We start from the raw sequence: 24,928 nt of genomic DNA, 5'->3' as shown, positions 1-24,928 counted from the left end.
GCGCCGGTTCAGCTCCCGAGCCTGCGATCTTCAAAGTCAGCAGACCTTGATCACAGCGCCCAAGCCATCCCCAAATTTTCCCGCTCAACATCTCAAGTGCTTGGCGTGAGGCACCTAAGGCAGCTCTATCATCCCCCCGCTCCACGGCTGCACGAGCATTGAGCAAATAGGATTGAGTCGTCGCATTTCCCAAAACTCGAGGATGATAGTTTCCGTTGTGATGCCTGAATGCATATGCAGCCCAGTGCTCCGACGCGACATGGTTCTGAATGTCTTTGATAAATTCGTTGCTATGACACGTCACGATGATCTGAGTATCCGCGAAACGGTTGCTTTCAAATATCGCCTCTCGTATGCCTTGGCGGTGCTCGTGATCGATAGCGTTAATCGCATCGTCGAACACGATCACCGGGGCTCTGATGCTCAGACTTTTTGCTAACAAAATTGAAAGCCCCAAGCATCTGACGTGACCCTCACTAAGAATCTGGAGCGCGTCGACGCGAACAGCAGGTGCACCACGAAAGCTCAACTCTATACGTCCCTCACCTGTCACTGGTAGGTACAGGGCTGACAGCTTGTCTGCGTCCAAATCGCGCACATTGAACTCGTTGTAAAGCTCCAACGTCAGGGCATTTAGGCCGGCCATTAAAGTACCTGGCAGTTCGGTACGGTAACGGCGCAAGAGACTTAAAAACTGGTCGTAGGCGTTGCGTATACGTGTATCGCGAGCAATCGCTTCCACCTCCTCAGCAACCTGCTGGATAAGCGGAGAGTTGTCAGCAGCGAACGCCGCGATTCTACCTCTGGCACCAGCAAGGGCCTGCAAGGTTTGCTGACGATTGGAAGCCAATGTAGTTACACCGATGCGAGCCTGATTGAGCCTGTCGCGCTCGTCGATTAGACCTTGTCGATCATCAAGGATCACTCGAGATGCGACGTCGCGCGCTTCGAGTTCAGTCGCCCAATCAACTGCTCTCTGGGCCAACGATTTCCCTGTTTCATCAGGTTGGAAACCATCCACCCACCACGCCCGCTGAGCATCGACACCTGGATCCGCAAGATAGCGTTGCACAGGTAATGGACTCTGAATCGTTGCTCCTACACGTTGCGCGAAGGTAGCTAGAAATATCCGCAATGCTTCCGACGCAGCGTTCCGCGTAGCAATTGCAGTTCGCTGACGAGCTTGCAGTTCAGCCAGCTCCCTCAAACCTGCCAGGCCATCGTGCGCCTTTTGATACGGGTTGTGGAGGGCGCGATAGTCACCGGCAAGCGGGGTATCACAGGCAGGGCAGTGGTCACCTACGACCTGCTGAAGACCCAGTACAGCTGTATACAAATCCTGAAATGAGATGTCGTTACTGCGCTGTGCTAGCTGACCTTCAAGATCATTTAGAGCCCTTTGCGCCGTTTCCGCTGCACTGTAGGCATCAATGAGGCCGGCAGCACTCACTCCAAAGATCGGAGGGGCTGGCTGGTTGATTGCCTGTTCGAGCTCCTGCAATCGCCCCGGATGTTCTGGACTGCCTATAGCAGCCAACAGCTGCGCATAGCTCATTCCTGGACTGTATGAGTTGGCGTAGTTTTGCTCTGCCTGAGCATGTCGGATTAAGGCAGCGCCCTCGTCTGCAACGGTCGCATTATCTTGATTTAACGTCGCTTGCTTGGCCAAAAGCTCTTGGTTTTTGACAGCCACCAACGTTAGTTGGCCCTCCATAGAATCATTGAAGTGCCCAACGAAATCATTGAACTGATCCATACCGAAGAGAGCAGCTATCAGCTCGGTTTTCTGCCCTGCAGGCTTTGCAGCTATGCGAGAGAATGCGTCTATTCGATTCTTCTCGACGAAGCAGAAGCGGTAAGCGTCTGCGTCCGCCATCACAGGTACTTGCCGGCCTTCAAAATCAGTTGCGAGTAATACTGGTCGGGCAAAACGGCCCTCGTGCGAGTTGGAAAGATAACGGTCGGCGGCAATCCGTTTGATGTCTCCCTCATCCACAGCACCGAGCAAGGCAAACTCCAGCGCTTCACACAGGCTGGTTTTCCCGCTGCCATTCGGGCCGTAAAACATGACAATCCGTTTTTGCAACTCGAATGGCTCAGGGTGTCTGAACCCTCGAAATGGCCCCACTGTAAGATGAAGCAGCTTACGAAAAGCCCATCCCGCTCTGGCCTCTGCAGCCTGGGGCACTGGCTCTGCCGGGGATGTAGCAGCCAGTGATAAGCGTGCTAATTCGCTCAGCACAAAGGATCGTTGACTGCGCTGCCTTGAGCTTGCTGCGACGGCAGGAAAATTCTCCGACACCATATTGGCGAATCGACGAGCGTCTTCGGAAGCTCCGCTGTCTGGGCGGTGAAGCCAATGAACGAACTGCTGGAAATCCTGCAATGCCGACGTCATCCATTTCTCCCGGCGCTGCACATGAGCGCGCTGTCTTACAATACATCGACCAAGAACAGAAACCTACTTCGTCGGCCTGACTCCTTTTTTACTAGGCTTCACGGCCATGCTAGCTTAGTACCCCCTACCAATGATGATGTTAAGTATATGTTTGAACCGAAAGATGTTGACTCCGATGACGTCACCTATAACTGGTCTAGCTACAGCTGCCGTGAAACACCTTCTGCCGAAGACTATTTAGAGTACGCTCGAATGGATCTGGCTGATGGAACGGAGTCAAGAAATCTCATTAACGCGTTAGCAAACGCTAAAAGAGCACTTCATTTACGAATGGAAGATGTATGCCTAGGTTTCGGTTGCATTTCATTAACTCGTGTTAAAAACTTCCACCTTCTTTCGGACTATATACTTAAATGCGGCCTACCCTCGCCAAGCGTATTGGAGAAATTCAACAAGCTTAGAAATGTTACCGAGCATAGCTACGAAGTCCCATCACTCGAGATGGTAGAAATCTATACTGGAGTAGCACACCTATTTTTAAGTGCAACAGATAGATGGTCGGTGAGACACCCATATGAGATCGACACTTGTGTAACAGACAAGTCAGGTACAAAACAGCTTAGGCACATATTTTTCAACTGGCAGAAGGGTGAAGTAACCCTTAAAATTCGCGAACTCGACAGTAAACCTTACGAATTCCCTCACAGCATAACTTATACAAATAAAGATAACGAATTCTTCGACTGGGTTACGTATGGAGTGAAGCACAGCTCTTGATCCCAACATGTGGGTCTTCAGCCGCATATCGATCCTAAAGAGTCTCTCGAAGCCCCCCTGCGGCCATGATGTTTTTCACGACACGGGCGAAGCCTTGCTAGGCTACCCGTGATTCATTCATCGGTGTCAAAGAGAGTGCGCGAAGGCGGCTGAATATTATTCATCCTGTGTTTAAGAGGCCTCAGCCTCGATCAGGCGTGAATGTATTTTCTTTCGATTTTTCGCTGGTGGGGGCGTTAGCCTGGCGGGCATTAGCTATGCGTTTATTTTAAAAAATATCCCTAGCTTTCGTCTGCCGACTACACTCAAGAGAAACTCAGAGGGCATGCGATGAATCTAAAACAAAAAATCACTTGTACATGCGTTTCTTTTACGCTGATTGCCATCAGCGGATGTAGTGGGTTTAAATATTCACCCTTCCCTAAATTCGGCGGTAAGATCGAAGGATATGCATGGTGTAGCTCTCGATACTTGGATATGGTAGATGCATACCAGACGCCGCCACGTAACCCCAGCGGAGAAACCGCACGAAAACTGAGGCTTGCGAAGGACGGTTATGTTTACGCGTTGGCAGCCACCCTGACACTTCAGCACGATGACGCTAACAACCCTTACAACTTTGGTACACCAGGTTATTTGAAATCCATACCAGAGTTAACCGAAGACCAGTGGAATGGTTTTCAAGCCGAAACGTTTAGCTATCGAAATCAAACGACCGGCCAAAACGAGATGATTATTGCGTTTCGGGGCTCCGATCAATTTTTTGTAGACTACTTTTTTCAGAACTTTGCAGTTTGGCAATTGCAGAACAAGCCAGCGCGAGAGTATGTTAAAAAAGCTGTTGAATATAGAAACTCCCACCTAGGGCTATTCGGAGACAAGGTTGTTGTAACAGGTAACTCGCTCGGTGGAGGGTTGGCTGCGCACGTGACCAACCATCAAGAGACCGGGGGGATGATCACTGAAGCGTGGGCTTTCAATCCTAGCCCAAGGCCTGGTGTGTCGCCCCCAGATGGTGGAAATCCCAAGATACGACTGCTATCGACTAGCTCAGAAGTTTTAAATATATCTAACCGCCGGCAAATAGGTGCGCAGCCGCAAAATCGCTACACCGGCTTTAATCTTATTGAAAGCAGCTCCATTTACAATCACTACCGATGGGTTTTGGCAAGGGAGATATTGTGGTATGCCGACTTGGCACTACACTTTGAAAAAAACACCAACGAAGACGATAGTGAACCACTAAAAATTATCAGATCTCAAAGTATTTCAGATGCTAACTGTGCAATTACAGAGAAGAAAATAGCTTCTGACCGAGCTGAATATAATCATCGATTGCCGACAGCCAGTGGAGCATCTAGAGGTGTTATTCCTGTTGACGAAACCACTGCTGTTGACAAGATTTTAAATGAATAATATGTGAAGATGGCGGGTGCATCTGGGGTTGCAGGCAAACCGCTACAGATACTGTGGAAGGTAAATGAGGCGTTCTTCAAAGGGCTGTTCAACGAACAGCCTCCATCCATTAAAGCGCTTGTGCGTCAAACGAGTTGCTCGTGGTGACTATACCAGTAAAATTTGGCTCTTCAAGAACATCGAAATGTACATTGACCAAGCGGATCATTTCACCGAATGTTGATTCGAAAATTTAACTTTAGATGGGCTATTACAAGGTCGGATAAGGAAACGTTTTTGCAGATAGCCCCCGCCAAATCACTGTAGAAACCTGGGTGTTGGATGGAATGTTCGTGAGAGGCGCAGAAACTCACGCAAACTCGAACGCCCATTCCCCCGCTGAAATGTAGCGAGCACGTACCTAGAATTCTCGGTCGTCATTACCCAGAATCGCCCCTCACGTTCGACCTTCAACACGTCAGAAGTCCTGATCAGGTGGCCATCGCCAAACCGCCCGTACTGGTCTTTGCGCTTGTGGCCAAAAACAACACCGATGCCTGCTCGAGACCTGATGGAAACACCGCATAGATAGGCGGTCACTGGCACATCAAAGCCTTGCTCCTGAGCTTTTATAATTCGCTTGAGATCAAAATCTGTATGGCGTTTGCCGTGAAAATTCACATCTAGGGTGTCGAGCATTGTTGGGCTCCGGTTGCGGCCTGTATGGAGTTATCAAGAATTGCACACGCAACCAGGCGCGCTGGTACCGTGGGGGATTACTGGTAAATTTCAGGCAGATCGAATCATGCTTGAGAGAAAGACGGGCCTCAGGTTGGCCAGCGCTTCAATCTTGAAGTCTCGCTGGTGTGAGGTGTGATACACCGCCCCCTTAGCCACTTCCAGCAAGCAAACCTCAGAACCAGACCTGTCCTCACCTACGGTTACTCTGGTTAACCGCTCCATCTGCCAGCATCCGGACTTATTCATCCAAGATGGCGTCACAGCCATAATCTCGGTGATAGCTAAATCCGCACCTTGGCTTACCAACATTTTTTGAAGCTGGTGGGTGTCGTCAATCATCACCGCACACTCGCTGAGCCGCCCCTCGTTTTCGACGCTAAGGGTTAAGTGATACCAAGGCGTTCGGAGCAGCCTTGAGACTCCGCGCCAATGGGACACGCCCTCCCCGAACATTCCTGGGAGGCCTATCAGGTCGTTGTCTAAGGTTCTGAACATGTGTCGCCTCAAGCTACTGGAGCACGTCAGTCGCCCAGCAGAACCGATGGGTAATCAGAAAAGGGAAAATATTGCTTCGATAGAAGCAGACTTACGATGGCCTGGCCCGAGCAACACGTAGACCGTGTTGCGTGTTTCGAATAAGTAGCCTTCTTTGAAAGCGGTGCCCATGCTTGAGCGCACCCAATGGCCTGGCTCGAAACGCCTCTGCTCGTCATCCACAACTTTGTGGGCAAACATGAAGATTGGTTGGCAGCCTGCGGCGGCTACTTTGGCTCGCTCGGCGTCGGTAACGATAGCGTCAAGGATGATCCACTCCTCGACGACGCAGAGGGGCATCCATTTGTAACGCTTTCTGGCCAACGCGACGGCTTCGTCGAGGGACAGTTCGGAGCCATCCAGGCCGATTCCAGCGCCCTCCAACAGACCATCGCTACCAAGACCACTCATCCGCTACTCCTTAATTGGCCTTAATTGACAACATCCACTCCCGAAGGCGAAGACTTTTGCTCCTGACTGAATTAGATGCTGTCTAACTCATACGCCATAACTATCAATATATAGATTTGTGTGGCGACAGGCAAACACGGCATACCGTCTCCTTTTGTAGGTATGGAAAATGTCGCTGCGCAAATCCTTCGCAGCAGCGCTTAAGCTGCTCCGCACATTACGTGGCTTGTCTCAGGTAGAGATTTCAAAGTCCGTTGTGCAGTCCCATGTGAGTCAGCTCGAGACTGCGATTACCACCGCTACGGTCGATGTCAGCTATGACCTTGCTACCGCCTTGGGCGTACAGCCATCGACACTATTCACACTGACACTGGCCGCTCATGAGCAACGTACGGCACGTGAAGTCCTGCTAGGGTGCTTGGCTGAAATCGAAAAGTTGGGTTTGGCGGACACGCTTTTACCATCTGAGCCGCAACCGAAAATGACGCCCGCTATGATAGAGGCTAGGAGCAAGTGGAGAGCTGTGCAGGAGTTAAAGGCCAAAGGGCTTAGCATTACCGAAGCCCGTAAGCGCCTTGGCCTGCCAGAGACAACGGTAAGGCGTCTCTGGCATCGGGAAATGGCCGACTGATGTACCAATGGCGGCTTACAAACTTGAGCTATTACCGGCGAATTGCCAGGGCTTTAGCGAGTGCTTAGGCCCATACTGTATAGCGGAATAATGATAAGGAGCTGGTATCAGCGTGTCATGCTCGTCCAGCCATGCTAGGTATTGTTTTGGCACTGATTCATCCTAGGTGCAAGTGGCTACCTCTGCGGCCCAAAAGTCCTTACCGAAATTATTCTCACCCCGCCTCTGGCAACTCCTGGATCAGCAGGATGAATTAGCATGGAGGTACGATGCAGAAGGACATCGGTCATCTACCATCACTGGTTCGAGATTATTCGTTAGAGATTGGCTGGGCCATGATCCTGCACTAACGGATCCGCCAACTTCTAGCAACGAAGCGTCCGGTCATAATAGCTTCTGCTCATTCGGTTGAGCACAGATACCATGAATGCGTACTGGCCAGAAGGTCATCCAAAACCGTTAGGTTGAGTAAGTGATTGATTTATGGAAGATAATTCATTACTAACAGTTAGCAAGGCTCCGGAACAGATGAGCGAACCTTCCGTACCTCCGAGCCCGTCCCATGCCGCCCAGCAACGGCGCCGGGCCAGTCAACTGGCGCAAGCCGTGCGCCTTGAGCTGAACAAGGTCGTGATTGGCCAGGGCAGCGTTATCGACGATGTGCTGAGTGCCTTGATTGCCGGCGGCCATGTGCTGCTCGAAGGCGTACCGGGCCTGGGCAAGACCTTGCTGGTGCGCGCCCTCGCCCGCTGCTTCGGCGGCGAGTTCGCACGTATTCAGTTCACGCCCGACCTGATGCCCAGTGATGTCACCGGGCATGCGGTCTACGACCTGCAGACCGAGCAGTTCAAGCTGCGCAAGGGCCCGTTGTTCACCCACCTGCTGCTGGCCGATGAAATCAACCGGGCACCGGCCAAGACCCAGGCCGCCTTACTCGAAGCCATGCAGGAGCGTCAGGTGACCCTGGAAGGCCGGGCCTTGCCCATCGCCCAACCGTTCATGGTCCTGGCCACCCAGAACCCGATCGAACAGGAAGGCACTTACCCGCTGCCGGAAGCCGAGCTCGATCGTTTCATGCTCAAAGTGCGCATGGATTACCCGGATATGCAGCAAGAGCTGGACATGGTGCGCCAGGTCAGCCGCTCGACCCGCGCCGACATGCTCGACGTGCAGCCATTGCGCACACTGCTGCAAGCCAAGGACGTCCTCGCCCTGCAGCGGATCGCCAGCGAACTGCCGCTGGATGAGCAGGTGCTCGACTACGCCGTGCGACTGGCCCGCACCACGCGCACCTGGCCCGGCCTGACCCTCGGCGCCGGTCCGCGAGCCTCCATTGCCCTGGTGCGGGTGGCGCGGGCCCGGGCGCTGTTGCGTGGCGGCGAATTCGTCATCCCCGATGACCTCAAGGCCTGTGCTTTGGCAGTCCTGCGTCATCGGGTGCGGCTTGCCCCGGAGTTGGATATCGAGGGCCTCGACGTCGACCAGGTACTCAGGCAGATGCTCGACCAGGTTCCGGCGCCCAGACTGTGAGCAGGAGCCCTGAATCATGAAGCCCACGCGCCTGTTGCTGATCTGGCTGGCCACGCTGCTCGGCCTGAGTATTGTGCAGGGAGCGCTCCGCGCCTTGGGCATTGATCCGGGGCCAAGCCTGCAGGCAATCAATTGGGCGCTGCTGCTGGCGCTCCTGGTCCTGGCGTTGCTTGATGCCGCGCATCTGCTGCGTCGTCCTTCGCCGAGCATCGAACGTCGACTGTCCGGCAGCCTGGCGCTAGGACGCTGGGCTGAGGTGCAGGTCAGCGTACAACACGACTACCGGCAACCTCTGACCGTCGAGCTGTTCGACCACGTTCCCGATGGCCTGAGCTTCGAACAACTGCCTCATTCGCTGGAGTTGCAGCCGGGTCAGACCAGTCAATTCAGCTACCGTCTGCGACCCTTGCGCCGAGGGCACTTCAGTTTTCAGCAGTGTGAAATCAACCTGCCCGGCCCCCTCGGTTTGTGGTCCGCGCGGCGCTACCTGAAGGTCAACGACAGCACCCGGGTGTACCCGGATTTCGCTCACCTGTACGGCGCGCAGTTGCTGGCGGTCGACAGCTGGATCAGCCAACTGGGGGTGCGCCAGCGCCAGCGACGTGGTCAGGGCCTTGAGTTCCACCAGCTAAGGGAGTTTCGCGAGGGCGACAGCCTGCGCCAGATCGACTGGAAAGCCACCGCCCGGCAACGCACACCGATTGCCCGCGAGTATCAGGACGAACGCGACCAGCAGATCATCTTCATGCTCGACTGCGGGCAACACATGCGCAGCCAGGACGGCGAGCTGTCGCACTTCGACCACGCCCTCAACGCCTGCCTGTTGCTCAGCTATATAGCCCTGCGTCAGGGCGATGCTGTTGGTCTGATGACTTTCGCCAGTCATCAACCGCGATATCTCCCCCCTGTCAAAGGCCTTGGGCAACTCAAATCCTTGTTAAATGCGAGTTATGACCTGGAGAGTTGCAATCGTAGCGCCGACTATCAGGCCGCTGCTTTCGAGTTATTGAAGAAAGAAAAACGGCAAACACTAGTCATTATCCTGACCAATTTGCGGAACGAGGACAACGAAGACCTGACACTCGCCATAAATCACCTAAGAAAACAGCATCTTGTGTTGGTCACAAGCTTAAGAGAGAACATCCTGGAGAAATTATTGGCACGCCCTGTCAACACACTACAGGAAGCACTCGACTATTGCGCAGTTTCGGACTATCTACACACTCGCATGACAACCCATGCAAAACTCAAGCTACAAGGCATACCCGTAGTTGACACCCAACCTGAAAAACTTGGAGCAAGCCTGACATCCAAGTACTTAAACTGGAAAAAATCTGGAGCGCTGTAACTCCCTACAGATGCCAACCAAAGGAAATCACCAGTTAGTATTTACCACCCCTACGAACAACATAAAACTCACGTTCGACAAAGGTTCGGAGAAACATCATAAACCCGGATAAATCGATACACCCTTGATGACTCGCTACGTCCCATGAGCGAGATTCGCCACAGCGAAAACCAACTCCCGGCAACCACCGTGACAAGCCAACATTGACAATCATGCAATCTGCATCGATTGCAGTAATGAGGCCAACCCACGCCAGCCTCAGAACTGACCAAGCGGGAAGCTAACCAAGATCAGCCTCGGTTTACGAGGCGCACCTGCTGCCCCCAACTATCTTGTTCACCGACGCCATTATTTGTTCCATCATACTCAACTCGGAAATTTACATACACACCGATTCCAGGTACATAATCAACATCGGCATTCATAAAAAGCAGATGCCAGTTGTTATCCATGACCATTGCGTCAGGTGAGTTCTTTCGCACTTCAGTACGACTGTAAAGCTTGAAGTCAATATTTGCCCTCCTCCATACCCTATTTGATGGTCGACTGGTCAAGTGATACTCCGTCGACCTAAAATAAACTCGCCCCTCATAAAATCTGTACTGATACTTTATTTGACCCCTCAGCTCACCAACGCGCAAATGCTGGTGATTGAAAATATCTATTGGCACACCCGCCCAAAAATCTTCAGTAGATTGAATACCTACAATTTGTTCTCGAAAAGAACCATCGACGACTTCCCCCCCAAGAACAAACTGCGTAATTTCTCTATGAGTCACCTTCAGCTTGTCTTCCTCCTCTTTAGCACCCTCTTTACAGCACTTTTTTCCGCATGGTTTTACTTTCACTTTAATTTGAACTGAACGTGCCATCACCTTTCCCCTCGACTAACAAATCATTGAATTTGCAATCAAGAAAATAACTGAAGTAGCCCGCACCAACCACTGTCAGAACTGACAGTTTTTTAAAACCAAACGAAATAAGCACAAGCACCATTATTAGCAAACTAAAAACCCATAGCGGTCACTCAAGAACAGGCAGATAGGTAGGCTGCGTTACTTTTTATTATGCGGAAGCCGACAAACTCTGAAAGCTGAAATACCGCTTCAACGCTTCTACCAACTGCGCGTATTCCGGCGGAGCATCGAGCAGAATGAATCCGGCATCGTAATGATGGGGCGTGGCATCTTCATGGCACCACTGGCAGCAGGCGCGCAGGTCGATGATTTGAGAGACGTAATCGCTGGCGGGAATTTTCAGGCGCAGGTCAAAAACCGCGCCCACCATCATCGGCAAGTTGCTGATGAGCATCAAACCGTCTTCCGAGACATTGCCGATGTAGCCAATGGGTTTGTCGGTGATACGGTTGAAGACTTTGAGAAAATACGGCAACTGGTGCCGCTCGATCCGGCGTTCTGTGAACATGCTGAATATCGCTTTGCCAAGGCCCTTGAGCAGGGTCGCACTACTGCTTCGCAACGAGCCGGCAGTGCGGGCTCGCTGTCCCCGATTGCGGTGCGAACGTCCTTGCCTTGCGCTCGCGCTACTTCTGCCGCTCTCAGGTATCAACGACGTTCAGCGTCGACCCGCCGAGACGTCTCCCAGGGAGATTAGCTCAAGGCTGAAGCACGGCCAGTGGTTAAATGAGACTCGACATTACAAAGCAGCCGGAATGCTTCTGGCGCTGCGCGGCGGGTACCAGCCCAGCGACTGCAAGGTTTCCAGCCGCGCACGGGCCCGGTAGGCGTACTCGTTGTTCGGGTACTGGGCCATGATGAACTGGTAGGTCTGGGCGGCGTCGACATAGAGCTTCTGCCGCTCCAGGCACTGGCCACGCAACATCGACACTTCTGGCTGGATGTAGCGCCGCGACCGACTTTTGCGATCGACCTGGGACAGCTCCAGCATCACCCGCTCGCAGTTGCCGGCGTCGTAGGCACGGTAGGCGGTGTTCAAGTGATGGTCCATCGACCAACGGGTACAGCCCACGACACTCAGGGCCAGGGCAGCTAAAAGCACGAATCGCATGAGGGTTCTCCTGTCTTGGGCTTTGTATCGACCCGGCGGCAAAAATCTTCAGTGCGGCGCGTTCAATAAAGAATCCAATAAGTAGTGCAAACGAACAATGACTACAACTTCTGAGCATAGTAGCCTCACTCAGCGCTTGAACTCAGGAGTCTTTGCATGTCCGTCCGTCGTACCAAAATCGTCGCTACCCTTGGCCCGGCCAGTAACTCGCCGGAAGTTCTCGAACAGCTGATTCTCGCTGGCCTGGACGTCGCCCGCCTGAACTTCTCCCACGGCACCCCAGACGAGCACAAGGCTCGCGCCAAGCTGGTCCGTGACCTCGCGGCCAAGCACGGGCGCTTCGTCGCTCTGCTGGGCGACCTGCAAGGCCCGAAAATCCGCATCGCCAAGTTCGCCAACAAGAAGATCGAGCTCAAGATCGGTGATCAATTCACCTTCTCCACCAGCCATCCTCTGACCGAAGGCAACCAGCAAGTGGTCGGCATCGACTACCCGGACCTGGTCAAGGACTGCGGCGTCGGCGACGAGCTGCTGCTCGACGACGGCCGCGTGGTCATGCGTGTTGATACCGCCAGCGCCACCGAACTGCACTGCACCGTGACCATCGGCGGCCCGCTGTCGGACCACAAAGGCATCAACCGTCGTGGTGGCGGCCTGACCGCTCCGGCCCTGACTGAAAAAGACAAGGCCGACATCAAGCTCGCCGCAGAAATGCAAGTCGACTACCTTGCCGTGTCCTTCCCGCGTGACGCGGCCGACATGGAATACGCCCGTCAATTGCGCGACGAAGCCGGCGGCACCGCCTGGCTGGTGGCCAAGATCGAACGCGCCGAAGCCGTCGCCGACGACGAAACCCTCGACGGCCTGATCAAGGCTTCCGACGCCGTGATGGTTGCCCGTGGTGACCTCGGCGTGGAAATCGGCGACGCCGAGCTGGTGGGTATCCAGAAGAAGATCATCCTGCACGCACGCCGCCACAACAAAGCGGTGATCGTTGCGACCCAGATGATGGAGTCGATGATCCAGAACCCGATGCCCACCCGTGCCGAAGTGTCCGACGTGGCCAACGCCGTGCTCGACTACACCGATGCCGTGATGCTCTCGGCGGAAAGTGCTGCCGGCCTGTACCCACTGGAAGCCGTGCAGGCAATGGCGCGTATCTGCGTCGGCGCCGAAAAGCACCCGACCAGCAAGACCTCCAGCCACCGCATCGGCAAGGTCTTCGAAAGCTGCGACCAGAGCATCGCCCTGGCGGCCATGTACACCGCCAACCACTTCCCGGGCGTCAAGGCGATCATCGCCCTCACCGAAAGTGGCTACACGCCGTTGATCATGTCGCGCATCCGTTCCTCGGTGCCGATCTACGCGTTCTCCCCGCACCGTGAAACCCAGGCCCGCGCGGCGATGTTCCGTGGCGTGTATACCGTCCCGTTCGACCCGGCATCCCTGCCACCTGAGCAAGTCAGCCAGGCGGCCATCGACGAGCTGCTGGCTCGCGGCGTGGTCGAGAAAGGCGACTGGGTCATCCTGACCAAGGGCGACAGCTACCACACCATCGGCGGCACCAACGGCATGAAAATCCTGCACGTTGGCGACAAGATGGTCTGATTGACCGAGCGCTGAAAAACAAAAGCCCCGCCATATGAATGGCGGGGCTTTTTGCTTTCCGATCCAGTGAGCGGGGTGTCTGACCCCATCGCGAGCAGACGCCCACCGTAACTCCAGATCAACACAAGCTTTGTGGGAGAGAGCCTGCTCGCGAAGAGGTCCGCGCGCGCCGCCGATTCATCAGCGCTTGAGAAACCCCGACAACGCCGCCAACGCTTCCGGCGAGCGCAGCCGCTGGACGAACAGCTTGCCCTCCTCCTCGACCACCCTGCGCAGCAGTTCGCGGTCCGGGGCTTTCATCAGTTGTTTGCTGATGCGCACCGCTTCCGGCGGCAGTTGATCGAAGCGCAGCGCCATCTCCCGCGCCTTGGCGAAGGTCGCCTCGGCGCTCGGCAACGCCTGGCTGGCAATGCCCCAGGCGGCGGCCTGTTCGCCAGTAAACGCTTCGCCCAACAGCAACAGCTCCGCCGCCTTGGCCTGGCCGAGCAAGCGCGGCAGGATCAGGCTGGAACCGAACTCCGGGCACAGCCCCAGGTTGACAAAGGGCATGCGTAACTTGGCGTCGGCACTGACGTACACCAGGTCGCAATGCAGCAGCAGCGTGGTGCCGATGCCTACCGCCGCCCCGGCAACGGCGGCGACCACCGGTTTGCGACACTCCAGCAGGCTGCGCATGAACTGGAACACCGGGCTGTCGAGATCGCTCGGCGGTTCCTGGAGAAAGTCGGCGATATCGTTGCCGGCGGTAAAGCACTGGAGGCTGCCGGTGATCAGGACTGCCTTGATCTCAGGGTCGCTATCCGCCTGTTGCAAGGCTGTGCCCAATTGGCTGTACATGGCGCGGGTCAGGGCGTTTTTCTTGTCCGGGCGGTTCAGGCGCAATGTCAGCAGCCCGCCTTCGCGTTCCAGCAAAATGGCATCGGTCATGGTCAATCTCATGAAAAGATAGTCAGCTCAACCGCGCGGCAGGAACACATCGGCCAGCAGTTGATTACGCGGCAGCCCCGCCAGGTACAAGCGCCGGGCAAAGGCGTCGACACTCTCAGGGCCCCCGCAGAGTAAGGCCAGGGTTTGCCGGGAAACAAGGCGCAATTGCGCCAAAGCCGCTGACAGCTCGGCCGCCGTCCACAGCTCGACGCTCAGGTTGGCGCGGTTGGCCGCCAGTGCCGCCAGGGGTTTGGCCAGGTAATGTTCTGGCCCGTCATGGGCCAGGTGAATCACCCGGATAGGCCCTTGATGATCCTGGCGCAGGGCCTCACGCAGTACCCCGAACAGCGGCGCCAGCCCCGTGCCAGCCGCCAGCAGCCACAGCGGGCGAGTTTGCCAGTCAGGGTCGTAATGCAATGCCCCGCCGCGCAGTTCACCGAGGCGGATCGAATCACCGATCTTCAGCGCCCGGGCAGCATCGCTGAAGGCCCCGGGCAGTCGGCAATCGAGGTGAAATTCGAGGAATCGGTCCTCCTGCGGCAAGCTGGCCAGGGAGTACGGGCGCGCCACGTGGCCGGCCCACAGCACCAGGTGTTGCCCGGCCTGATAGCGCAATGGCCGCTCGGCCGACAAACGCAGGCGCAGGACACAGGGACTCAACCAGTCCAGCGCCTCGACCACGGCGGGGGCGCCGTCACGCAGCGGATCGAACACCGCCACCTGCAGGTCATCCAGCACCTCGCACTGACAGGCCAGCCGCCAGCCCTGCTGGCGCTGCCCGGCGCTCAAGGCGTCCGGGCGACGGTCGCCGACCTCCCCGCGCAGGCACTGCACCAGGCACGCGTGGCAACTGCCCGCCCGGCAGCTATAGGGCACCTGCAAACCCTGCTGATTCAAGGCATCAAGCAGGTTGCTGCCCACCGCTACCGTCCATTGACGCTCACCGACAGTCAGTTCAGGCATCGACGTTTTCCCAGGCCGCCGCACAGCGATTACGGCCATCGCGCTTGGCCCGGTACAGCGCCTGGTCGGCACGCTGTAAGGCGTCGTCGAGCTCATCGCCGACGGCCAGCAGGGTCATGCCCGCAGACAGGCTCAGGTCCGGCACATTCAGGCCGATCAACTGCACTTCGGTGAACGCCAGGCGCAACCGCTCACAACAGGAGGTCAGGCGCTCGGGGTTGCAATCAGGTAACAACAACACAAATTCCTCTCCGCCATACCGGGCCAATACATCGCCCTCGCGCAGGCAGGCCGTGGCAACGCCGGCAAATGCCTGCAGGACCTGGTCGCCGGCGGCATGGCCATGCAGGTCGTTGATTCGTTTGAAGTGGTCCAGGTCGATCAGCGCCAGGCCATGCTCCACCGAGGCGTCCATGTTTTGCAGTTCACGGCTGGCCAGGCGCAGGAAATGCCGACGGTTGAACAAGCCGGTCAACTCATCGGTGGCCACCAGGTCTTCGAGCTGGCGCATCATCCCGCGCAACGTATCCTGATGTGCCTGCAGGGCAAACCGGCGCTGGCGCATGCGCAGACGCGAAGCTTGCACATAGCTGGCATACAACGCCAGCCAGACCAGCACAATAAACAGCACGCAGACCTGCAATGCCGCCAGCGTCGGGTCGGCCAGTTCGAAATGGTAGCCTTCCCACAGGTTGAGGCTGGCAAAGCTGAAAAACACCAGGGCCGCACAGCGCACAAACGCCCGCCGCGGCAGGTGGAACAGGCCGAACATCAGAATCAGTATGTAAAAAATCAGGAAGGCGCCTCGGGCGCCGTCCAGATGAGCAATCAGCCAGGTTTGCCAGCCAATGCCCAGCAGCACCTGGACTTCGGTCAGGCTGGGGTCGGGAAACCGCAGGTTGCGCCCGCTGAAGAAGATCATGAACAACAGCGACTGACTGAACATCACCAGTACGGTGGCGATCAGCGCACTGCGCACCGAGCCCTGGAAGTGCCCGCTGAGAATCGCCAGCCACAGCAGCAATATCGCCAGCGCATAGGTGCCTGTCGCCAGAATAAAGCGCTTGAGCAATAGATTCTGGATCGCGTTATGGGTCAATCGTTGACTCACCGTGCAAAGGGGGGGCTGATAAGAGTGTCCTACCCTAAAGGCCTTGGATCACTTTAGTGTTGCTGCTCGAAAATGACCATTCAATTTTTGTGGAGCTGCCCCGGGTCGCGTCTCATTGTTATGCGACCTTGGTTTGACTGCCGGCGGGTGTACCCGGCGGCGAGGCGCGCTATACTGCCGCGCCTTTTTAGCGTCGCGCCAGCAACCCCGGCGTGCCCTGAAAGGTGTTTGCAGCCGACCGATGCACCCCACTGCAAACACCTTTATTAAATGTTCCCGTCTTTTAGAGGAGCGCGACTCATGACCGTGATCAAGCAAGACGACCTGATTCAGAGCGTTGCTGACGCCCTGCAGTTCATTTCGTACTACCACCCCGTGGACTTCATCCAGGCGATGCACGAGGCCTACCTGCGCGAAGAATCGCCAGCGGCCCGCGATTCGATCGCGCAGATCCTGATCAACTCGCGCATGTGCGCCACCGGCCACCGGCCGATCTGCCAGGACACCGGTATCGTCACCGTGTTTGTCCGCGTGGGCATGGACGTGCGCTGGGATGGCGCGACCATGGGCCTGGACGACATGATCAACGAGGGCGTGCGTCGCGCCTACAACCTGCCGGAAAACGTCCTGCGTGCGTCCATCCTCGCCGACCCGGCCGGTGCTCGCAAAAACACCAAGGACAACACCCCGGCCGTGATCCACTACTCGATCGTCCCGGGTAACACCGTGGAAGTCGACGTGGCAGCCAAGGGCGGCGGTTCCGAGAACAAGTCGAAAATGGCCATGCTCAACCCGTCCGACTCGATCGTCGACTGGGTGCTCAAGACCGTTCCGACCATGGGCGCTGGCTGGTGCCCACCGGGCATGCTCGGCATCGGCATCGGCGGCACCGCCGAGAAAGCCGCTGTGATGGCCAAGGAAGTGTTGATGGAGTCCATCGACATCCACGAGCTCAAGGCTCGCGGTCCGCAGAACCGTATTGAAGAAATGCGCCTGGAGCTGTTCGAGAAGGTCAACCAACTGGGCATCGGCGCCCAGGGCCTGGGTGGCCTGACCACCGTGCTCGACGTGAAGATCATGGACTACCCGACTCACGCCGCCTCCTTGCCGGTGTGCATGATCCCCAACTGCGCCGCCACCCGTCACGCGCACTTCGTGCTCGACGGTACAGGCCCGGCCTCGCTGGAAGCGCCACCGCTGGACGCCTACCCGGAAATCGTCTGGGAAGCCGGCCCGTCGGCCCGTCGCGTCAACCTCGACACCCTGACCCCGGAAGAAGTGCAGAGCTGGAAGCCGGGCGAAACCGTGCTGCTCAACGGCAAGATGCTCACCGGTCGCGACGCAGCGCACAAGCGCATGGTCGAGATGCTGAACAAGGGCGAAACCCTGCCGGTCGACCTCAAGGGTCGCTTCATCTACTACGTCGGCCCGGTTGATCCGGTGCGCGAAGAAGTCGTTGGCCCGGCAGGCCCGACCACCGCGACGCGGATGGACAAGTTCACCCGCCAGATCCTCGAGCAGACCGGCCTGTTGGGCATGATCGGCAAATCCGAGCGCGGTCCGACCGCCATCGAAGCGATCAAGGACCACAAGGCCGTCTACCTGATGGCCGTCGGCGGCGCGGCTTACCTGGTGGCGCAAGCCATCAAGAAATCCCGCGTGGTGGCTTTCGCCGAACTGGGCATGGAAGCGATCTACGAGTTCGACGTCAAGGACATGCCCGTCACCGTTGCGGTCGACAGCCAGGGCGAGTCGGTACACATCACCGGTCCTGCCATCTGGCAGAAGAAGATCAGTGACAGCCTGGCGGTAGAAGTGCAGTAAGCACCCACACCCCAGCCAATAAAAGCCGCGCTGTTTACCACAACAGCGCGGCTTTTTTATGGCACCTGCGCACTGCGCGGACACTCCGCCAACGCCGCGCTGCATGCTATCGTGCGCCCCCGACCCCGTAGCCTGTGCCCATCGCATGCCGCCTATTTATCGTTCTCTGCGCCTGATGTTCTATGTCCTGCTGATCGTGGCCGGCACAGTCCTGGTGACCGCCGCCGCCATGCGCCACGCCGAACGCCAGACCCTGGCGGACGACGCTCAGCGTGCCAACCAGCAGTTGGCCTTGTACGCCACCTCCCTGCATACCCTGATCGAACGTTACCGCGCCCTGCCCGCCGTGCTGGCGCTGGACCCGGAGTTGCGCTCGGCGCTGACCGGCCCGGTGAGCCCGCAACAGCAGGACGCGCTGAACCAGAAGCTGGAAAAAATCAACGGTGCGGCCCAGTCGTCCACCCTCGAACTGCTGGACCGCAACGGCCTGGCCATCGCGGCCAGTAACTGGCGCCTGCCCAGCAGCTATGTCGGCCACAACTACGGTTTCCGTCCCTACTTCAGCCAGACCCGCAGCCAGGGCACCGGCCGCTTCTATGCGGTGGGCGTGACCAGCGGCATTCCCGGCTACTTTCTGTCCAGTGCGGTGCTTGGCGACAACAATGAGTTTCTCGGCGCCATGGTGGTCAAGCTGGAGTTTCCAGAGCTGGAGCGCGAATGGCGCCAGGGCACCGACACCCTGCTGGTCAGCGACGCTCGCGGCATTGTGTTCATCGCCAACCAGCCAGGCTGGCGGTATCGCCTCCTTGAAGCACTGTCGCCGACCGACCTCGCCGAGCTCAAGGCCACCCGACAATACGACAAACAAACGCTGGTGCCCCTGCCCCACGAACGGCTTCGACGCTTTGACGACAACAGTTATCTCGTCCGGGTCGAGGGTCCCGACGGCCCGGCCCAGTACCTCTGGGAGTCACTGCCCCTGAGTACCGAAGGCTGGACGTTGCACCTGTTGCGGCGCCCGCAGGTGGCCTTCGAAGATTTGCGCAACGCCGCACTGGCCGCCGCCGGCGTGTGGCTGACGCTGGTGTTTGTGCTGCTGTTCCTCAGCCAGCGCTGGCGTATCGCCAAGCTGCGCCAGCGCAGCCGCGAGGAACTGGAACGCCTGGTGGAGGAACGCACCCGCGAGTTGCGCACAGCCCAGGACGGCCTGGTGCAATCGGCCAAACTCGCCGCCCTGGGGCAGATGTCGGCGGCCCTGGCCCACGAGATCAACCAACCGCTCACCGCCCAGCGCATGCAACTGGCAACCTTGCGCCTGCTGCTGGACCATGGCCGCGTCGATGATGCCTACAAGGCACTCAGACCGCTGGATGACATGCTCACCCGAATGGCGGCCCTCACCGGCCACCTGAAGACCTTCGCCCGCAAGAGCCCCAGCGGATTACGCGAGCCACTGGACCTGGCCGCGGTGGTCGACCAGGCCATGCACCTGCTGGAAGTGCGCCTGCGCGATGAACAGATCCACTGCACCGTAGACCTGGTCCGCCCGGCGCGGGTTCGCGGGGACGCCATTCGCCTGGAACAGGTGCTGATCAACCTGCTGCGCAATGCCCTGGATGCCATGCGCGACAAGCCACTCAAGCGGCTGCACATCCGCCTTGAGGCCGATCAACAGCTGTGGCGCCTGAGCGTCACCGACAGCGGCGGCGGGATTGACGAGCAAGACCTGCCCAATGTCTTCGACCCGTTTTTCACCACCAAGCCGGTGGGTGATGGCCTGGGACTGGGGCTGGCCGTATCCTTTGCCATCATTCATGAACTCGGCGGCCGCCTGACGGCCGAGAACCACGGCGACGGCGCACGCTTCACCGTGACCCTGCCCGTCGACCTGGAGGCACAGATCTGATGTTGAACTCGGTAATAGTGGTCGATGACGAACGCAGCATTCGCGACGCCGTCGAGCAATGGCTGAGCCTCTCGGGATTTCAGGTCAAGCTGTTCAGCCGCGCCGAGGAGTGCCTGGCGCAGTTGCCGGTGAACTTCCCCGGGGTGATCCTCAGCGACGTGCGCATGCCGGGCATCAGCGGCCTGGAACTGCTGGCCACCCTGCAACAACGGGATGCCGAGCTGCCGGTGATCCTGTTGACCGGCCACGGCGATGTGCCAATGGCGGTCGATGCCATGCGCGATGGCGCCTACGACTTCCTGGAAAAACCCTTCAGCCCCGAGACCTTGCTCAACAGCCTGCGCCGGGCCTTGGACAAGCGCCGGCTGGTCCTGGAAAACCGCGCCCTGCACGAGCAGGCCGACCACCGCAGCAAACTGGAGGCCAGCCTGCTGGGCGTGTCCCCGGGCCTGCAGACCCTGCGCCGGCAGATCCTGGACCTGGCCGGCCTGCCGGTAAACGTATTGATTCGCGGCGAAACCGGCAGCGGCAAGGAGCTGGTCGCTCGCTGCCTGCATGATTTCGGTCCACGCGCCGACAAGCCCTTCGTGGCCTTGAACTGTGCGGCGATCCCCGAGCAACTGTTCGAGGCCGAACTGTTCGGGCACGAAAGCGGCGCCTTCACCGGCGCCCAGGGCAAACGTATCGGCAAGCTGGAATACGCCGACGGCGGCACCTTGTTTCTCGATGAAATCGAAAGCATGCCGCTGGCCCAGCAAGTCAAATTGCTGCGCGTGCTGCAGGAACAGAAGCTCGAGCGCCTGGGGGCCAACCAGAGCATCGATGTCGATTTGCGGATCATCGCCGCGACCAAACCCGACCTGCTGGATGAAGCCCGCGCCGGGCGTTTTCGCGAAGACCTGGCCTATCGGCTCAACGTCGCCCAGTTGCGCTTGCCGGCGCTGCGTGAACGGCGCGAAGACATTCCCTTGCTCTATGCCCACTTCAGCCGTGCGGCGGCGCAACGCCTGGGCCGCAGCGTCGCGCCCTTGAGTGGCCCGCGGTTGAGTCGCCTGCTCAGCCATGACTGGCCGGGTAACGTGCGCGAACTGGCCAACGTTGCCGAGCGCCAGGTCCTGGGCCTGGATGATCATGAGCCGGACGCCGTCGAACCCGGCCAGTCGCTGGCAGCCCAACAGGAAGCCTTTGAAGCGCAGTGCCTGCGCGCCGCCCTGACTCGGCACAAGGGCGACATCAAGGCCGTGCTCGAAGAGCTGCAACTACCCCGCCGCACCTTCAATGAAAAACTCCAGCGCCACGGCCTGACCCGCGAAATGTTCCTGGGCTGAATGCTCGGCGGATTTTCGCTCATCGAATCTGGCAAATGAGCGGATTTCCGCTCATTAACCCCGGCAAACCCCTCTAGAACGGCCCTGCACAAGCTGGCACGGCTCCTGCTATAGCCCCAGCAGGCTGCGTTTCATCGCGCTCCACAAAAACAATTAAATGAAGGATCCTTCAATGGATAACTCCAATTCCTTGCCACTTGGGTCGGCTGCCGCGCCGGCCAAAGAAAGAACCACCTCGAGCCGCATCAAATCGATTTTCAGCGGTTCTGTCGGCAACATGGTCGAGTGGTATGACTGGTACGTCTACGCCGCATTCTCCCTGTACTTCGCCAAAACCTTCTTCCCCAAAGGCGACACCACCGCCCAACTGCTCAACACCGCCGCGATCTTCGCCGTAGGCTTCCTGATGCGTCCGATCGGTGGCTGGCTGATGGGGCTGTATGCCGACAAAGTCGGACGCAAAAAGGCCCTGATGGCCTCGGTCTACCTGATGTGCTTTGGCTCGCTACTGATCGCCCTGAGCCCAGGTTACGAAGTCATCGGCATCGGTGCGCCGATCCTGCTGGTGTTCGCGCGCTTGCTGCAAGGCTTGTCGGTAGGTGGCGAATACGGCACCTCCGCCACCTACCTCAGCGAGATGGCAACCAAGGAACGTCGCGGCTTCTACTCCAGCTTCCAGTATGTGACGCTGATTTCCGGCCAGCTCATCGCCCTGGCGGTCTTGATCGTCCTGCAGCAACTGCTGACCACCGAAGAGCTGTACGCCTGGGGCTGGCGCATCCCGTTCGCCATCGGTGCGTTGTGCGCCGTGGTCGCGCTGTACCTGCGTCGTGGCATGGAAGAAACCGAGTCGTTCACCAAAAAAGAGAAGGCCAAGGAAAGCGCGATGCGCACCTTGATGCGCCACCCCAAGGAACTGCTGACCGTCGTCGGCCTGACCATGGGCGGCACCCTGGCGTTCTACACCTACACCACCTACATGCAGAAGTACCTGGTGAACACGGTCGGCATGAGCATCAGCGACTCGACCACCATCTCGGCGGCGACCCTGTTCCTGTTCATGTGCCTGCAACCGATCATCGGCGGCCTGTCGGATAAAATCGGCCGACGCCCGATCCTGATCGCCTTCGGCGTATTGGGCACCCTGTTCACCGTGCCGATCCTGACGACCCTGCACACCATCGAGACCTGGTGGGGCGCGTTCTTCCTGATCATGGCGGCGCTGATCATCGTCAGCGGCTACACCTCGATCAACGCGGTGGTCAAAGCTGAACTGTTCCCGACCGAAATCCGCGCCCTGGGCGTGGGCCTGCCGTATGCCCTGACCGTCTCGATCTTCGGCGGCACCGCGGAATACATTGCCCTGTGGTTCAAGAGCATCGGCATGGAAACCGGTTACTACTGGTACGTCACCGCCTGTATCGCCGTCTCGTTGCTGGTGTACATCACCATGAAAGACACCCGCAAACACTCGCGGATCCTCACCGACTGATCCACACCCCCGTAGGAACTGCCGCAGCCCGCGGCGGTTCCTACAGACCTATCCTCGTACCTCCCCTCCCGATTAATGATCCGTTAATTCCCCTACGACACTCTGTTGTCATCTGAGTCCTGAACGACGTCTCGTCCGTCCATGGCATTCGGCCCTCCCTGGGGGGAAGCCGCACTGCAATCTGTCAGTGACGGCACACACATCGAATTAATCGATTGCTAAAGGCTATTTTTTGAGCTTTTACATCAGTTTTGTACGAGTAGTATGAACTCCATACCGCACGCCCAAAACGTCAACGAACCTGGAGTACAGACCATGAAAATCCAACTGATCCTCGCCTTGACCCTCTCCGTACTGGCTGCCAACACCTTCGCCGCCGATGGCTTTGACCGCACCGGCTCGGCTGTCGCCGCCGATGGCTACGACCGCACTGGCGCTGCTACCTTCGCTGCAGATGGCTACGACCGCACTGGCGCTGCTACCTTCGCTGCAGATGGCTACGACCGCACTGGCTCGGCGACTGTTGCCGAAGATGGCTACGATCGTACCGGCTCTGCCTCCATCAGCTAAGCCGTGAATGCCCCCCCCACGAAGCCCGGCTCATGTCGGGCTTTGTGCTTTTTGCTCACCCCGGCACACTGGCAATACAGGCAATCGCCCTGCACTATTGCGCCTCACCTTGACGGAATCCCCCATGCCCGACGACATCCACTACTACGAACCCGCCAACGGCCACGGCCTGCCCCACGATCCGTTCAACGCCATCGTCGGCCCGCGGCCTATCGGCTGGATTTCCTCGCAGGACGGCCAGGGCCGCCTGAATCTGGCGCCCTACAGCTTTTTCAATGCGTTCAACTACATTCCGCCGATCATTGGTTTTTCCAGCGTCGGGCGCAAAGACAGCCTGAACAACATCGAGCAGACCGGTGAGTTCGCCTGGAACCTGGCCACCCGCCCGCTGGCCGAGCAGATGAACCAGAGCTGCGCCACGGTCCCGGCCGACGTCAACGAATTTGAACTGGCAGGACTCACCCCCGTCGCCTCGAAAATCATCCAGGTGCCGCGCGTCGCGCAAAGCCCGGTGTCCTTCGAATGCAAGGTGACCCAGATCATTCAGTTGCAGCGTGCCGACAAGCAATTGGTGCCGAGCTGGCTGATCCTCGGCGAAGTGGTCGCCGTGCATATCGCCAAGTGGCTGCTCAAGGATGGGGTGTACGACACCGCCGCGGCAGAACCGATCCTGCGCGGCGGCGGTCCGGCGGATTACTTCCAGCTGGGGCCCGAGGCCCTGTTCAAGATGTACCGCCCGGGGGCGACCAAGGCCTGAGGGGATGCGTTACCAGATGAGCTCGCCGTCCTCGCTGACGTCGGCCAGTCGATCCAGTTGCTGCTCGGCAGCCAGGTCGGCCTCCAGGGCAGTCTTGAACGTCTGGTCGATCAGCACCTTGTTGAAACGCGGGGCGCCCGACCCACCGAGGGCCTTGACGGCGATGGCGGCGGTGTAACCGTCGTCGCCGCGCACGGCGGCAGAAACGGCTTCGAACTGTGCAAACTCTTTACGTGCCATGTTGCGGATCCTGGCCAATGGAAAGTCGGCCATTCTAAACCTTCAGCCGGCCAACTGCTGCATGGCCACCGCATCGCAGGACGGATACCCGGCGCGAGCCTGGTCGGCGCCGACATCGCTGAAGGTGTGGAAGTCCAGGCTGTGCACCACCAGCTCCTGGACCAACTCGCCGAAAACGGCCATGGCCGGGCTGCTGAAATAGGCGGTCATGGCCGACTGGTCGACCCAGGAGCCGGACACCAGCCACAGCTGGGGGTCACACAACGAGTGCTGCAGGGCAAAGTGCAGGTTGCCACTGGCCTGGCGCGTAGGCTCGATCAGGCGGCTCAAGCGCGCGCCCAACTCCATCGAGCGGCCGGCCTGGGCGCGGACCAACGCCATATGGCTGACGGGAATTTGCATGGACATG

General features: G+C 58.1%; 23 protein-coding genes and 1 pseudogene. 12 read left to right on the top strand and 12 right to left on the bottom strand.

The window, feature by feature from the left end:
• Nucleotides 1-268: 268 nt before the first annotated feature.
• A pseudogene (locus tag Q1W70_RS16325) lies at nucleotides 269-2,305 on the bottom strand (AAA family ATPase); the annotation flags it as partial.
• Nucleotides 2,306-2,359: 54 nt separating this feature from the next.
• Here Q1W70_RS16325 and Q1W70_RS16320 point away from each other — a divergent pair.
• Together Q1W70_RS16320 and Q1W70_RS16315 are read left to right on the top strand one after the other, a co-directional pair.
• Nucleotides 2,360-3,175, top strand: a complete 816-nt coding sequence (locus tag Q1W70_RS16320) for a hypothetical protein (protein ID WP_166590705.1) — start codon at nucleotides 2,360-2,362, stop codon at nucleotides 3,173-3,175.
• A 330-nt stretch (nucleotides 3,176-3,505) separates the two neighbouring features.
• Nucleotides 3,506-4,591 (top strand): Mbeg1-like protein, encoded by a 1,086-nt coding sequence (locus Q1W70_RS16315; protein WP_166590706.1) that lies wholly within the window; start codon nucleotides 3,506-3,508, stop codon nucleotides 4,589-4,591.
• A 297-nt stretch (nucleotides 4,592-4,888) separates the two neighbouring features.
• On the opposite strand, the gene Q1W70_RS16310 is transcribed toward Q1W70_RS16315, so the two are convergent.
• From Q1W70_RS16310 to Q1W70_RS16300, 3 genes are all read right to left on the bottom strand, one after another.
• Nucleotides 4,889-5,269 (bottom strand): hypothetical protein, encoded by a 381-nt coding sequence (locus tag Q1W70_RS16310; RefSeq protein ID WP_166590707.1) that lies wholly within the window; start codon nucleotides 5,267-5,269, stop codon nucleotides 4,889-4,891.
• A 90-nt stretch (nucleotides 5,270-5,359) separates the two neighbouring features.
• On the bottom strand, nucleotides 5,360-5,650 hold the full coding sequence (locus Q1W70_RS16305) for a hypothetical protein (protein ID WP_256669853.1): 291 nt from the start codon (nucleotides 5,648-5,650) through the stop codon (nucleotides 5,360-5,362).
• A gap of 210 nt (nucleotides 5,651-5,860) precedes the next feature.
• Complete coding sequence (locus Q1W70_RS16300) at nucleotides 5,861-6,256, bottom strand: DUF6957 family protein (RefSeq protein WP_166590709.1); 396 nt, start codon at nucleotides 6,254-6,256, stop codon at nucleotides 5,861-5,863.
• Between the two features lie 169 nt (nucleotides 6,257-6,425).
• On the opposite strand from Q1W70_RS16300, the gene Q1W70_RS16295 reads away from it, so the two are divergent.
• From Q1W70_RS16295 to Q1W70_RS16285, 3 genes are all read left to right on the top strand, one after another.
• The gene (locus tag Q1W70_RS16295; RefSeq protein ID WP_166590710.1) at nucleotides 6,426-6,887 is read left to right on the top strand and encodes a helix-turn-helix domain-containing protein; all 462 of its coding nucleotides are present in this window, start codon (nucleotides 6,426-6,428) and stop codon (nucleotides 6,885-6,887) included.
• A 528-nt stretch (nucleotides 6,888-7,415) separates the two neighbouring features.
• Nucleotides 7,416-8,417 carry an AAA family ATPase gene (locus Q1W70_RS16290; protein ID WP_182342025.1) on the top strand — a complete coding sequence of 334 codons (1,002 nt, stop codon included), beginning with the start codon at nucleotides 7,416-7,418 and terminating at the stop codon, nucleotides 8,415-8,417.
• 16 nt (nucleotides 8,418-8,433) lie between these two features.
• Nucleotides 8,434-9,765, top strand: a complete 1,332-nt coding sequence (locus Q1W70_RS16285; protein ID WP_166590712.1) for a DUF58 domain-containing protein — start codon at nucleotides 8,434-8,436, stop codon at nucleotides 9,763-9,765.
• Between the two features lie 290 nt (nucleotides 9,766-10,055).
• On the opposite strand, the gene Q1W70_RS16280 is transcribed toward Q1W70_RS16285, so the two are convergent.
• The 3 genes from Q1W70_RS16280 to Q1W70_RS16270 form a co-directional block, all read right to left on the bottom strand.
• Nucleotides 10,056-10,637, bottom strand: coding sequence for a hypothetical protein (locus Q1W70_RS16280; protein WP_166590713.1), 582 nt, complete (start codon nucleotides 10,635-10,637; stop codon nucleotides 10,056-10,058).
• A gap of 193 nt (nucleotides 10,638-10,830) precedes the next feature.
• The gene (locus tag Q1W70_RS16275) at nucleotides 10,831-11,190 is read right to left on the bottom strand and encodes a PilZ domain-containing protein (protein ID WP_166590714.1); all 360 of its coding nucleotides are present in this window, start codon (nucleotides 11,188-11,190) and stop codon (nucleotides 10,831-10,833) included.
• A 231-nt stretch (nucleotides 11,191-11,421) separates the two neighbouring features.
• Nucleotides 11,422-11,793, bottom strand: coding sequence for a tetratricopeptide repeat protein (locus Q1W70_RS16270; protein ID WP_166590715.1), 372 nt, complete (start codon nucleotides 11,791-11,793; stop codon nucleotides 11,422-11,424).
• 156 nt (nucleotides 11,794-11,949) lie between these two features.
• Here Q1W70_RS16270 and pyk point away from each other — a divergent pair, with 156 nt between their 5' ends.
• A complete protein-coding gene (gene pyk / locus Q1W70_RS16265) occupies nucleotides 11,950-13,401 on the top strand; it encodes a pyruvate kinase (protein WP_095165807.1) in 1,452 nt (483 codons plus the stop codon).
• 180 nt (nucleotides 13,402-13,581) lie between these two features.
• Here the strand turns inward: pyk and Q1W70_RS16260 are convergent, their stop codons facing one another.
• The 3 genes from Q1W70_RS16260 to Q1W70_RS16250 are packed head-to-tail and all read right to left on the bottom strand — an operon-like array spanning nucleotide 13,582 to nucleotide 16,390.
• Nucleotides 13,582-14,328 carry an enoyl-CoA hydratase-related protein gene (locus Q1W70_RS16260; protein ID WP_166590716.1) on the bottom strand — a complete coding sequence of 249 codons (747 nt, stop codon included), beginning with the start codon at nucleotides 14,326-14,328 and terminating at the stop codon, nucleotides 13,582-13,584.
• Nucleotides 14,329-14,355: 27 nt separating this feature from the next.
• Complete coding sequence (locus tag Q1W70_RS16255; RefSeq protein WP_166590717.1) at nucleotides 14,356-15,291, bottom strand: iron-sulfur-binding ferredoxin reductase; 936 nt, start codon at nucleotides 15,289-15,291, stop codon at nucleotides 14,356-14,358.
• Nucleotides 15,284-16,390, bottom strand: coding sequence for a GGDEF domain-containing protein (locus Q1W70_RS16250; protein WP_182342039.1), 1,107 nt, complete (start codon nucleotides 16,388-16,390; stop codon nucleotides 15,284-15,286). Before Q1W70_RS16250 ends, Q1W70_RS16255 begins: the two co-directional genes overlap by 8 nt.
• Before the next feature lie 312 nt (nucleotides 16,391-16,702).
• Between Q1W70_RS16250 and Q1W70_RS16245 the strand changes: the two genes are divergently transcribed.
• The 6 genes from Q1W70_RS16245 to Q1W70_RS16220 all read left to right on the top strand — a co-directional run bounded on the left by Q1W70_RS16245 (nucleotide 16,703) and on the right by Q1W70_RS16220 (nucleotide 24,279).
• Nucleotides 16,703-18,226, top strand: a complete 1,524-nt coding sequence (locus Q1W70_RS16245; RefSeq protein WP_166590719.1) for a fumarate hydratase — start codon at nucleotides 16,703-16,705, stop codon at nucleotides 18,224-18,226.
• Between the two features lie 145 nt (nucleotides 18,227-18,371).
• Nucleotides 18,372-20,132, top strand: coding sequence for a sensor histidine kinase (locus Q1W70_RS16240; protein ID WP_182342042.1), 1,761 nt, complete (start codon nucleotides 18,372-18,374; stop codon nucleotides 20,130-20,132).
• Entirely contained in the window at nucleotides 20,132-21,460 is a 1,329-nt protein-coding gene (locus tag Q1W70_RS16235; RefSeq protein WP_166590721.1) for a sigma-54-dependent transcriptional regulator, read from the top strand. Before Q1W70_RS16240 ends, Q1W70_RS16235 begins: the two co-directional genes overlap by 1 nt.
• Before the next feature lie 172 nt (nucleotides 21,461-21,632).
• Nucleotides 21,633-22,952 carry an MFS transporter gene (locus tag Q1W70_RS16230; RefSeq protein ID WP_166590722.1) on the top strand — a complete coding sequence of 440 codons (1,320 nt, stop codon included), beginning with the start codon at nucleotides 21,633-21,635 and terminating at the stop codon, nucleotides 22,950-22,952.
• Between the two features lie 315 nt (nucleotides 22,953-23,267).
• Complete coding sequence (locus tag Q1W70_RS16225; RefSeq protein WP_302097582.1) at nucleotides 23,268-23,522, top strand: hypothetical protein; 255 nt, start codon at nucleotides 23,268-23,270, stop codon at nucleotides 23,520-23,522.
• 124 nt (nucleotides 23,523-23,646) lie between these two features.
• Entirely contained in the window at nucleotides 23,647-24,279 is a 633-nt protein-coding gene (locus tag Q1W70_RS16220; RefSeq protein WP_166590724.1) for a flavin reductase family protein, read from the top strand.
• Between the two features lie 9 nt (nucleotides 24,280-24,288).
• Here Q1W70_RS16220 and Q1W70_RS16215 read toward each other — a convergent pair whose 3' ends face one another.
• Both Q1W70_RS16215 and Q1W70_RS16210 read right to left on the bottom strand, forming a co-directional pair.
• Complete coding sequence (locus Q1W70_RS16215; protein WP_166590725.1) at nucleotides 24,289-24,552, bottom strand: hypothetical protein; 264 nt, start codon at nucleotides 24,550-24,552, stop codon at nucleotides 24,289-24,291.
• Between the two features lie 9 nt (nucleotides 24,553-24,561).
• Nucleotides 24,562-24,927: a putative quinol monooxygenase gene (locus Q1W70_RS16210; protein ID WP_166590726.1), complete on the bottom strand. Its 366-nt coding sequence runs from the start codon at nucleotides 24,925-24,927 to the stop codon at nucleotides 24,562-24,564.
• Nucleotide 24,928: the final 1 nt, after the last annotated feature.

It is taken from the genome of Pseudomonas kielensis (genome assembly GCF_030505375.1).
Classification (GTDB): Bacteria; Pseudomonadota; Gammaproteobacteria; order Pseudomonadales; family Pseudomonadaceae; genus Aquipseudomonas; species Aquipseudomonas kielensis.
Note: the sequence above shows the minus strand (reverse complement) of the source record. Positions and strands in the feature narration are given on the sequence as shown.

What these genes read in the sequence shown, in the direction of transcription:
- Q1W70_RS16315 (WP_166590706.1), top strand. Translation starts at nt 3,506, where the DNA reads ATGAATCTAAAACAAAAAATCACTTGTACATGCGTTTCTTTTACGCTG.
- Q1W70_RS16305 (WP_256669853.1), bottom strand. Translation starts at nt 5,650, where the DNA reads ATGATTGACGACACCCACCAGCTTCAAAAAATGTTGGTAAGCCAAGGT.
- Q1W70_RS16275 (WP_166590714.1), bottom strand. Translation starts at nt 11,190, where the DNA reads ATGTTCACAGAACGCCGGATCGAGCGGCACCAGTTGCCGTATTTTCTC.
- Q1W70_RS16225 (WP_302097582.1), top strand. Translation starts at nt 23,268, where the DNA reads ATGAAAATCCAACTGATCCTCGCCTTGACCCTCTCCGTACTGGCTGCC.
- Q1W70_RS16245 (WP_166590719.1), top strand. Translation starts at nt 16,703, where the DNA reads ATGACCGTGATCAAGCAAGACGACCTGATTCAGAGCGTTGCTGACGCC.
- Q1W70_RS16210 (WP_166590726.1), bottom strand. Translation starts at nt 24,927, where the DNA reads ATGTCCATGCAAATTCCCGTCAGCCATATGGCGTTGGTCCGCGCCCAG.
- Q1W70_RS16240 (WP_182342042.1), top strand. Translation starts at nt 18,372, where the DNA reads ATGCCGCCTATTTATCGTTCTCTGCGCCTGATGTTCTATGTCCTGCTG.
- Q1W70_RS16215 (WP_166590725.1), bottom strand. Translation starts at nt 24,552, where the DNA reads ATGGCCGACTTTCCATTGGCCAGGATCCGCAACATGGCACGTAAAGAG.
- Q1W70_RS16300 (WP_166590709.1), bottom strand. Translation starts at nt 6,256, where the DNA reads ATGAGTGGTCTTGGTAGCGATGGTCTGTTGGAGGGCGCTGGAATCGGC.
- Q1W70_RS16320 (WP_166590705.1), top strand. Translation starts at nt 2,360, where the DNA reads ATGAACGAACTGCTGGAAATCCTGCAATGCCGACGTCATCCATTTCTC.
- Q1W70_RS16285 (WP_166590712.1), top strand. Translation starts at nt 8,434, where the DNA reads ATGAAGCCCACGCGCCTGTTGCTGATCTGGCTGGCCACGCTGCTCGGC.
- Q1W70_RS16270 (WP_166590715.1), bottom strand. Translation starts at nt 11,793, where the DNA reads ATGCGATTCGTGCTTTTAGCTGCCCTGGCCCTGAGTGTCGTGGGCTGT.
- pyk (WP_095165807.1), top strand. Translation starts at nt 11,950, where the DNA reads ATGTCCGTCCGTCGTACCAAAATCGTCGCTACCCTTGGCCCGGCCAGT.
- Q1W70_RS16295 (WP_166590710.1), top strand. Translation starts at nt 6,426, where the DNA reads ATGTCGCTGCGCAAATCCTTCGCAGCAGCGCTTAAGCTGCTCCGCACA.
- Q1W70_RS16310 (WP_166590707.1), bottom strand. Translation starts at nt 5,269, where the DNA reads ATGCTCGACACCCTAGATGTGAATTTTCACGGCAAACGCCATACAGAT.
- Q1W70_RS16230 (WP_166590722.1), top strand. Translation starts at nt 21,633, where the DNA reads ATGGATAACTCCAATTCCTTGCCACTTGGGTCGGCTGCCGCGCCGGCC.
- Q1W70_RS16260 (WP_166590716.1), bottom strand. Translation starts at nt 14,328, where the DNA reads ATGACCGATGCCATTTTGCTGGAACGCGAAGGCGGGCTGCTGACATTG.
- Q1W70_RS16280 (WP_166590713.1), bottom strand. Translation starts at nt 10,637, where the DNA reads ATGGCACGTTCAGTTCAAATTAAAGTGAAAGTAAAACCATGCGGAAAA.
- Q1W70_RS16235 (WP_166590721.1), top strand. Translation starts at nt 20,132, where the DNA reads ATGTTGAACTCGGTAATAGTGGTCGATGACGAACGCAGCATTCGCGAC.
- Q1W70_RS16220 (WP_166590724.1), top strand. Translation starts at nt 23,647, where the DNA reads ATGCCCGACGACATCCACTACTACGAACCCGCCAACGGCCACGGCCTG.
- Q1W70_RS16255 (WP_166590717.1), bottom strand. Translation starts at nt 15,291, where the DNA reads ATGCCTGAACTGACTGTCGGTGAGCGTCAATGGACGGTAGCGGTGGGC.
- Q1W70_RS16290 (WP_182342025.1), top strand. Translation starts at nt 7,416, where the DNA reads ATGAGCGAACCTTCCGTACCTCCGAGCCCGTCCCATGCCGCCCAGCAA.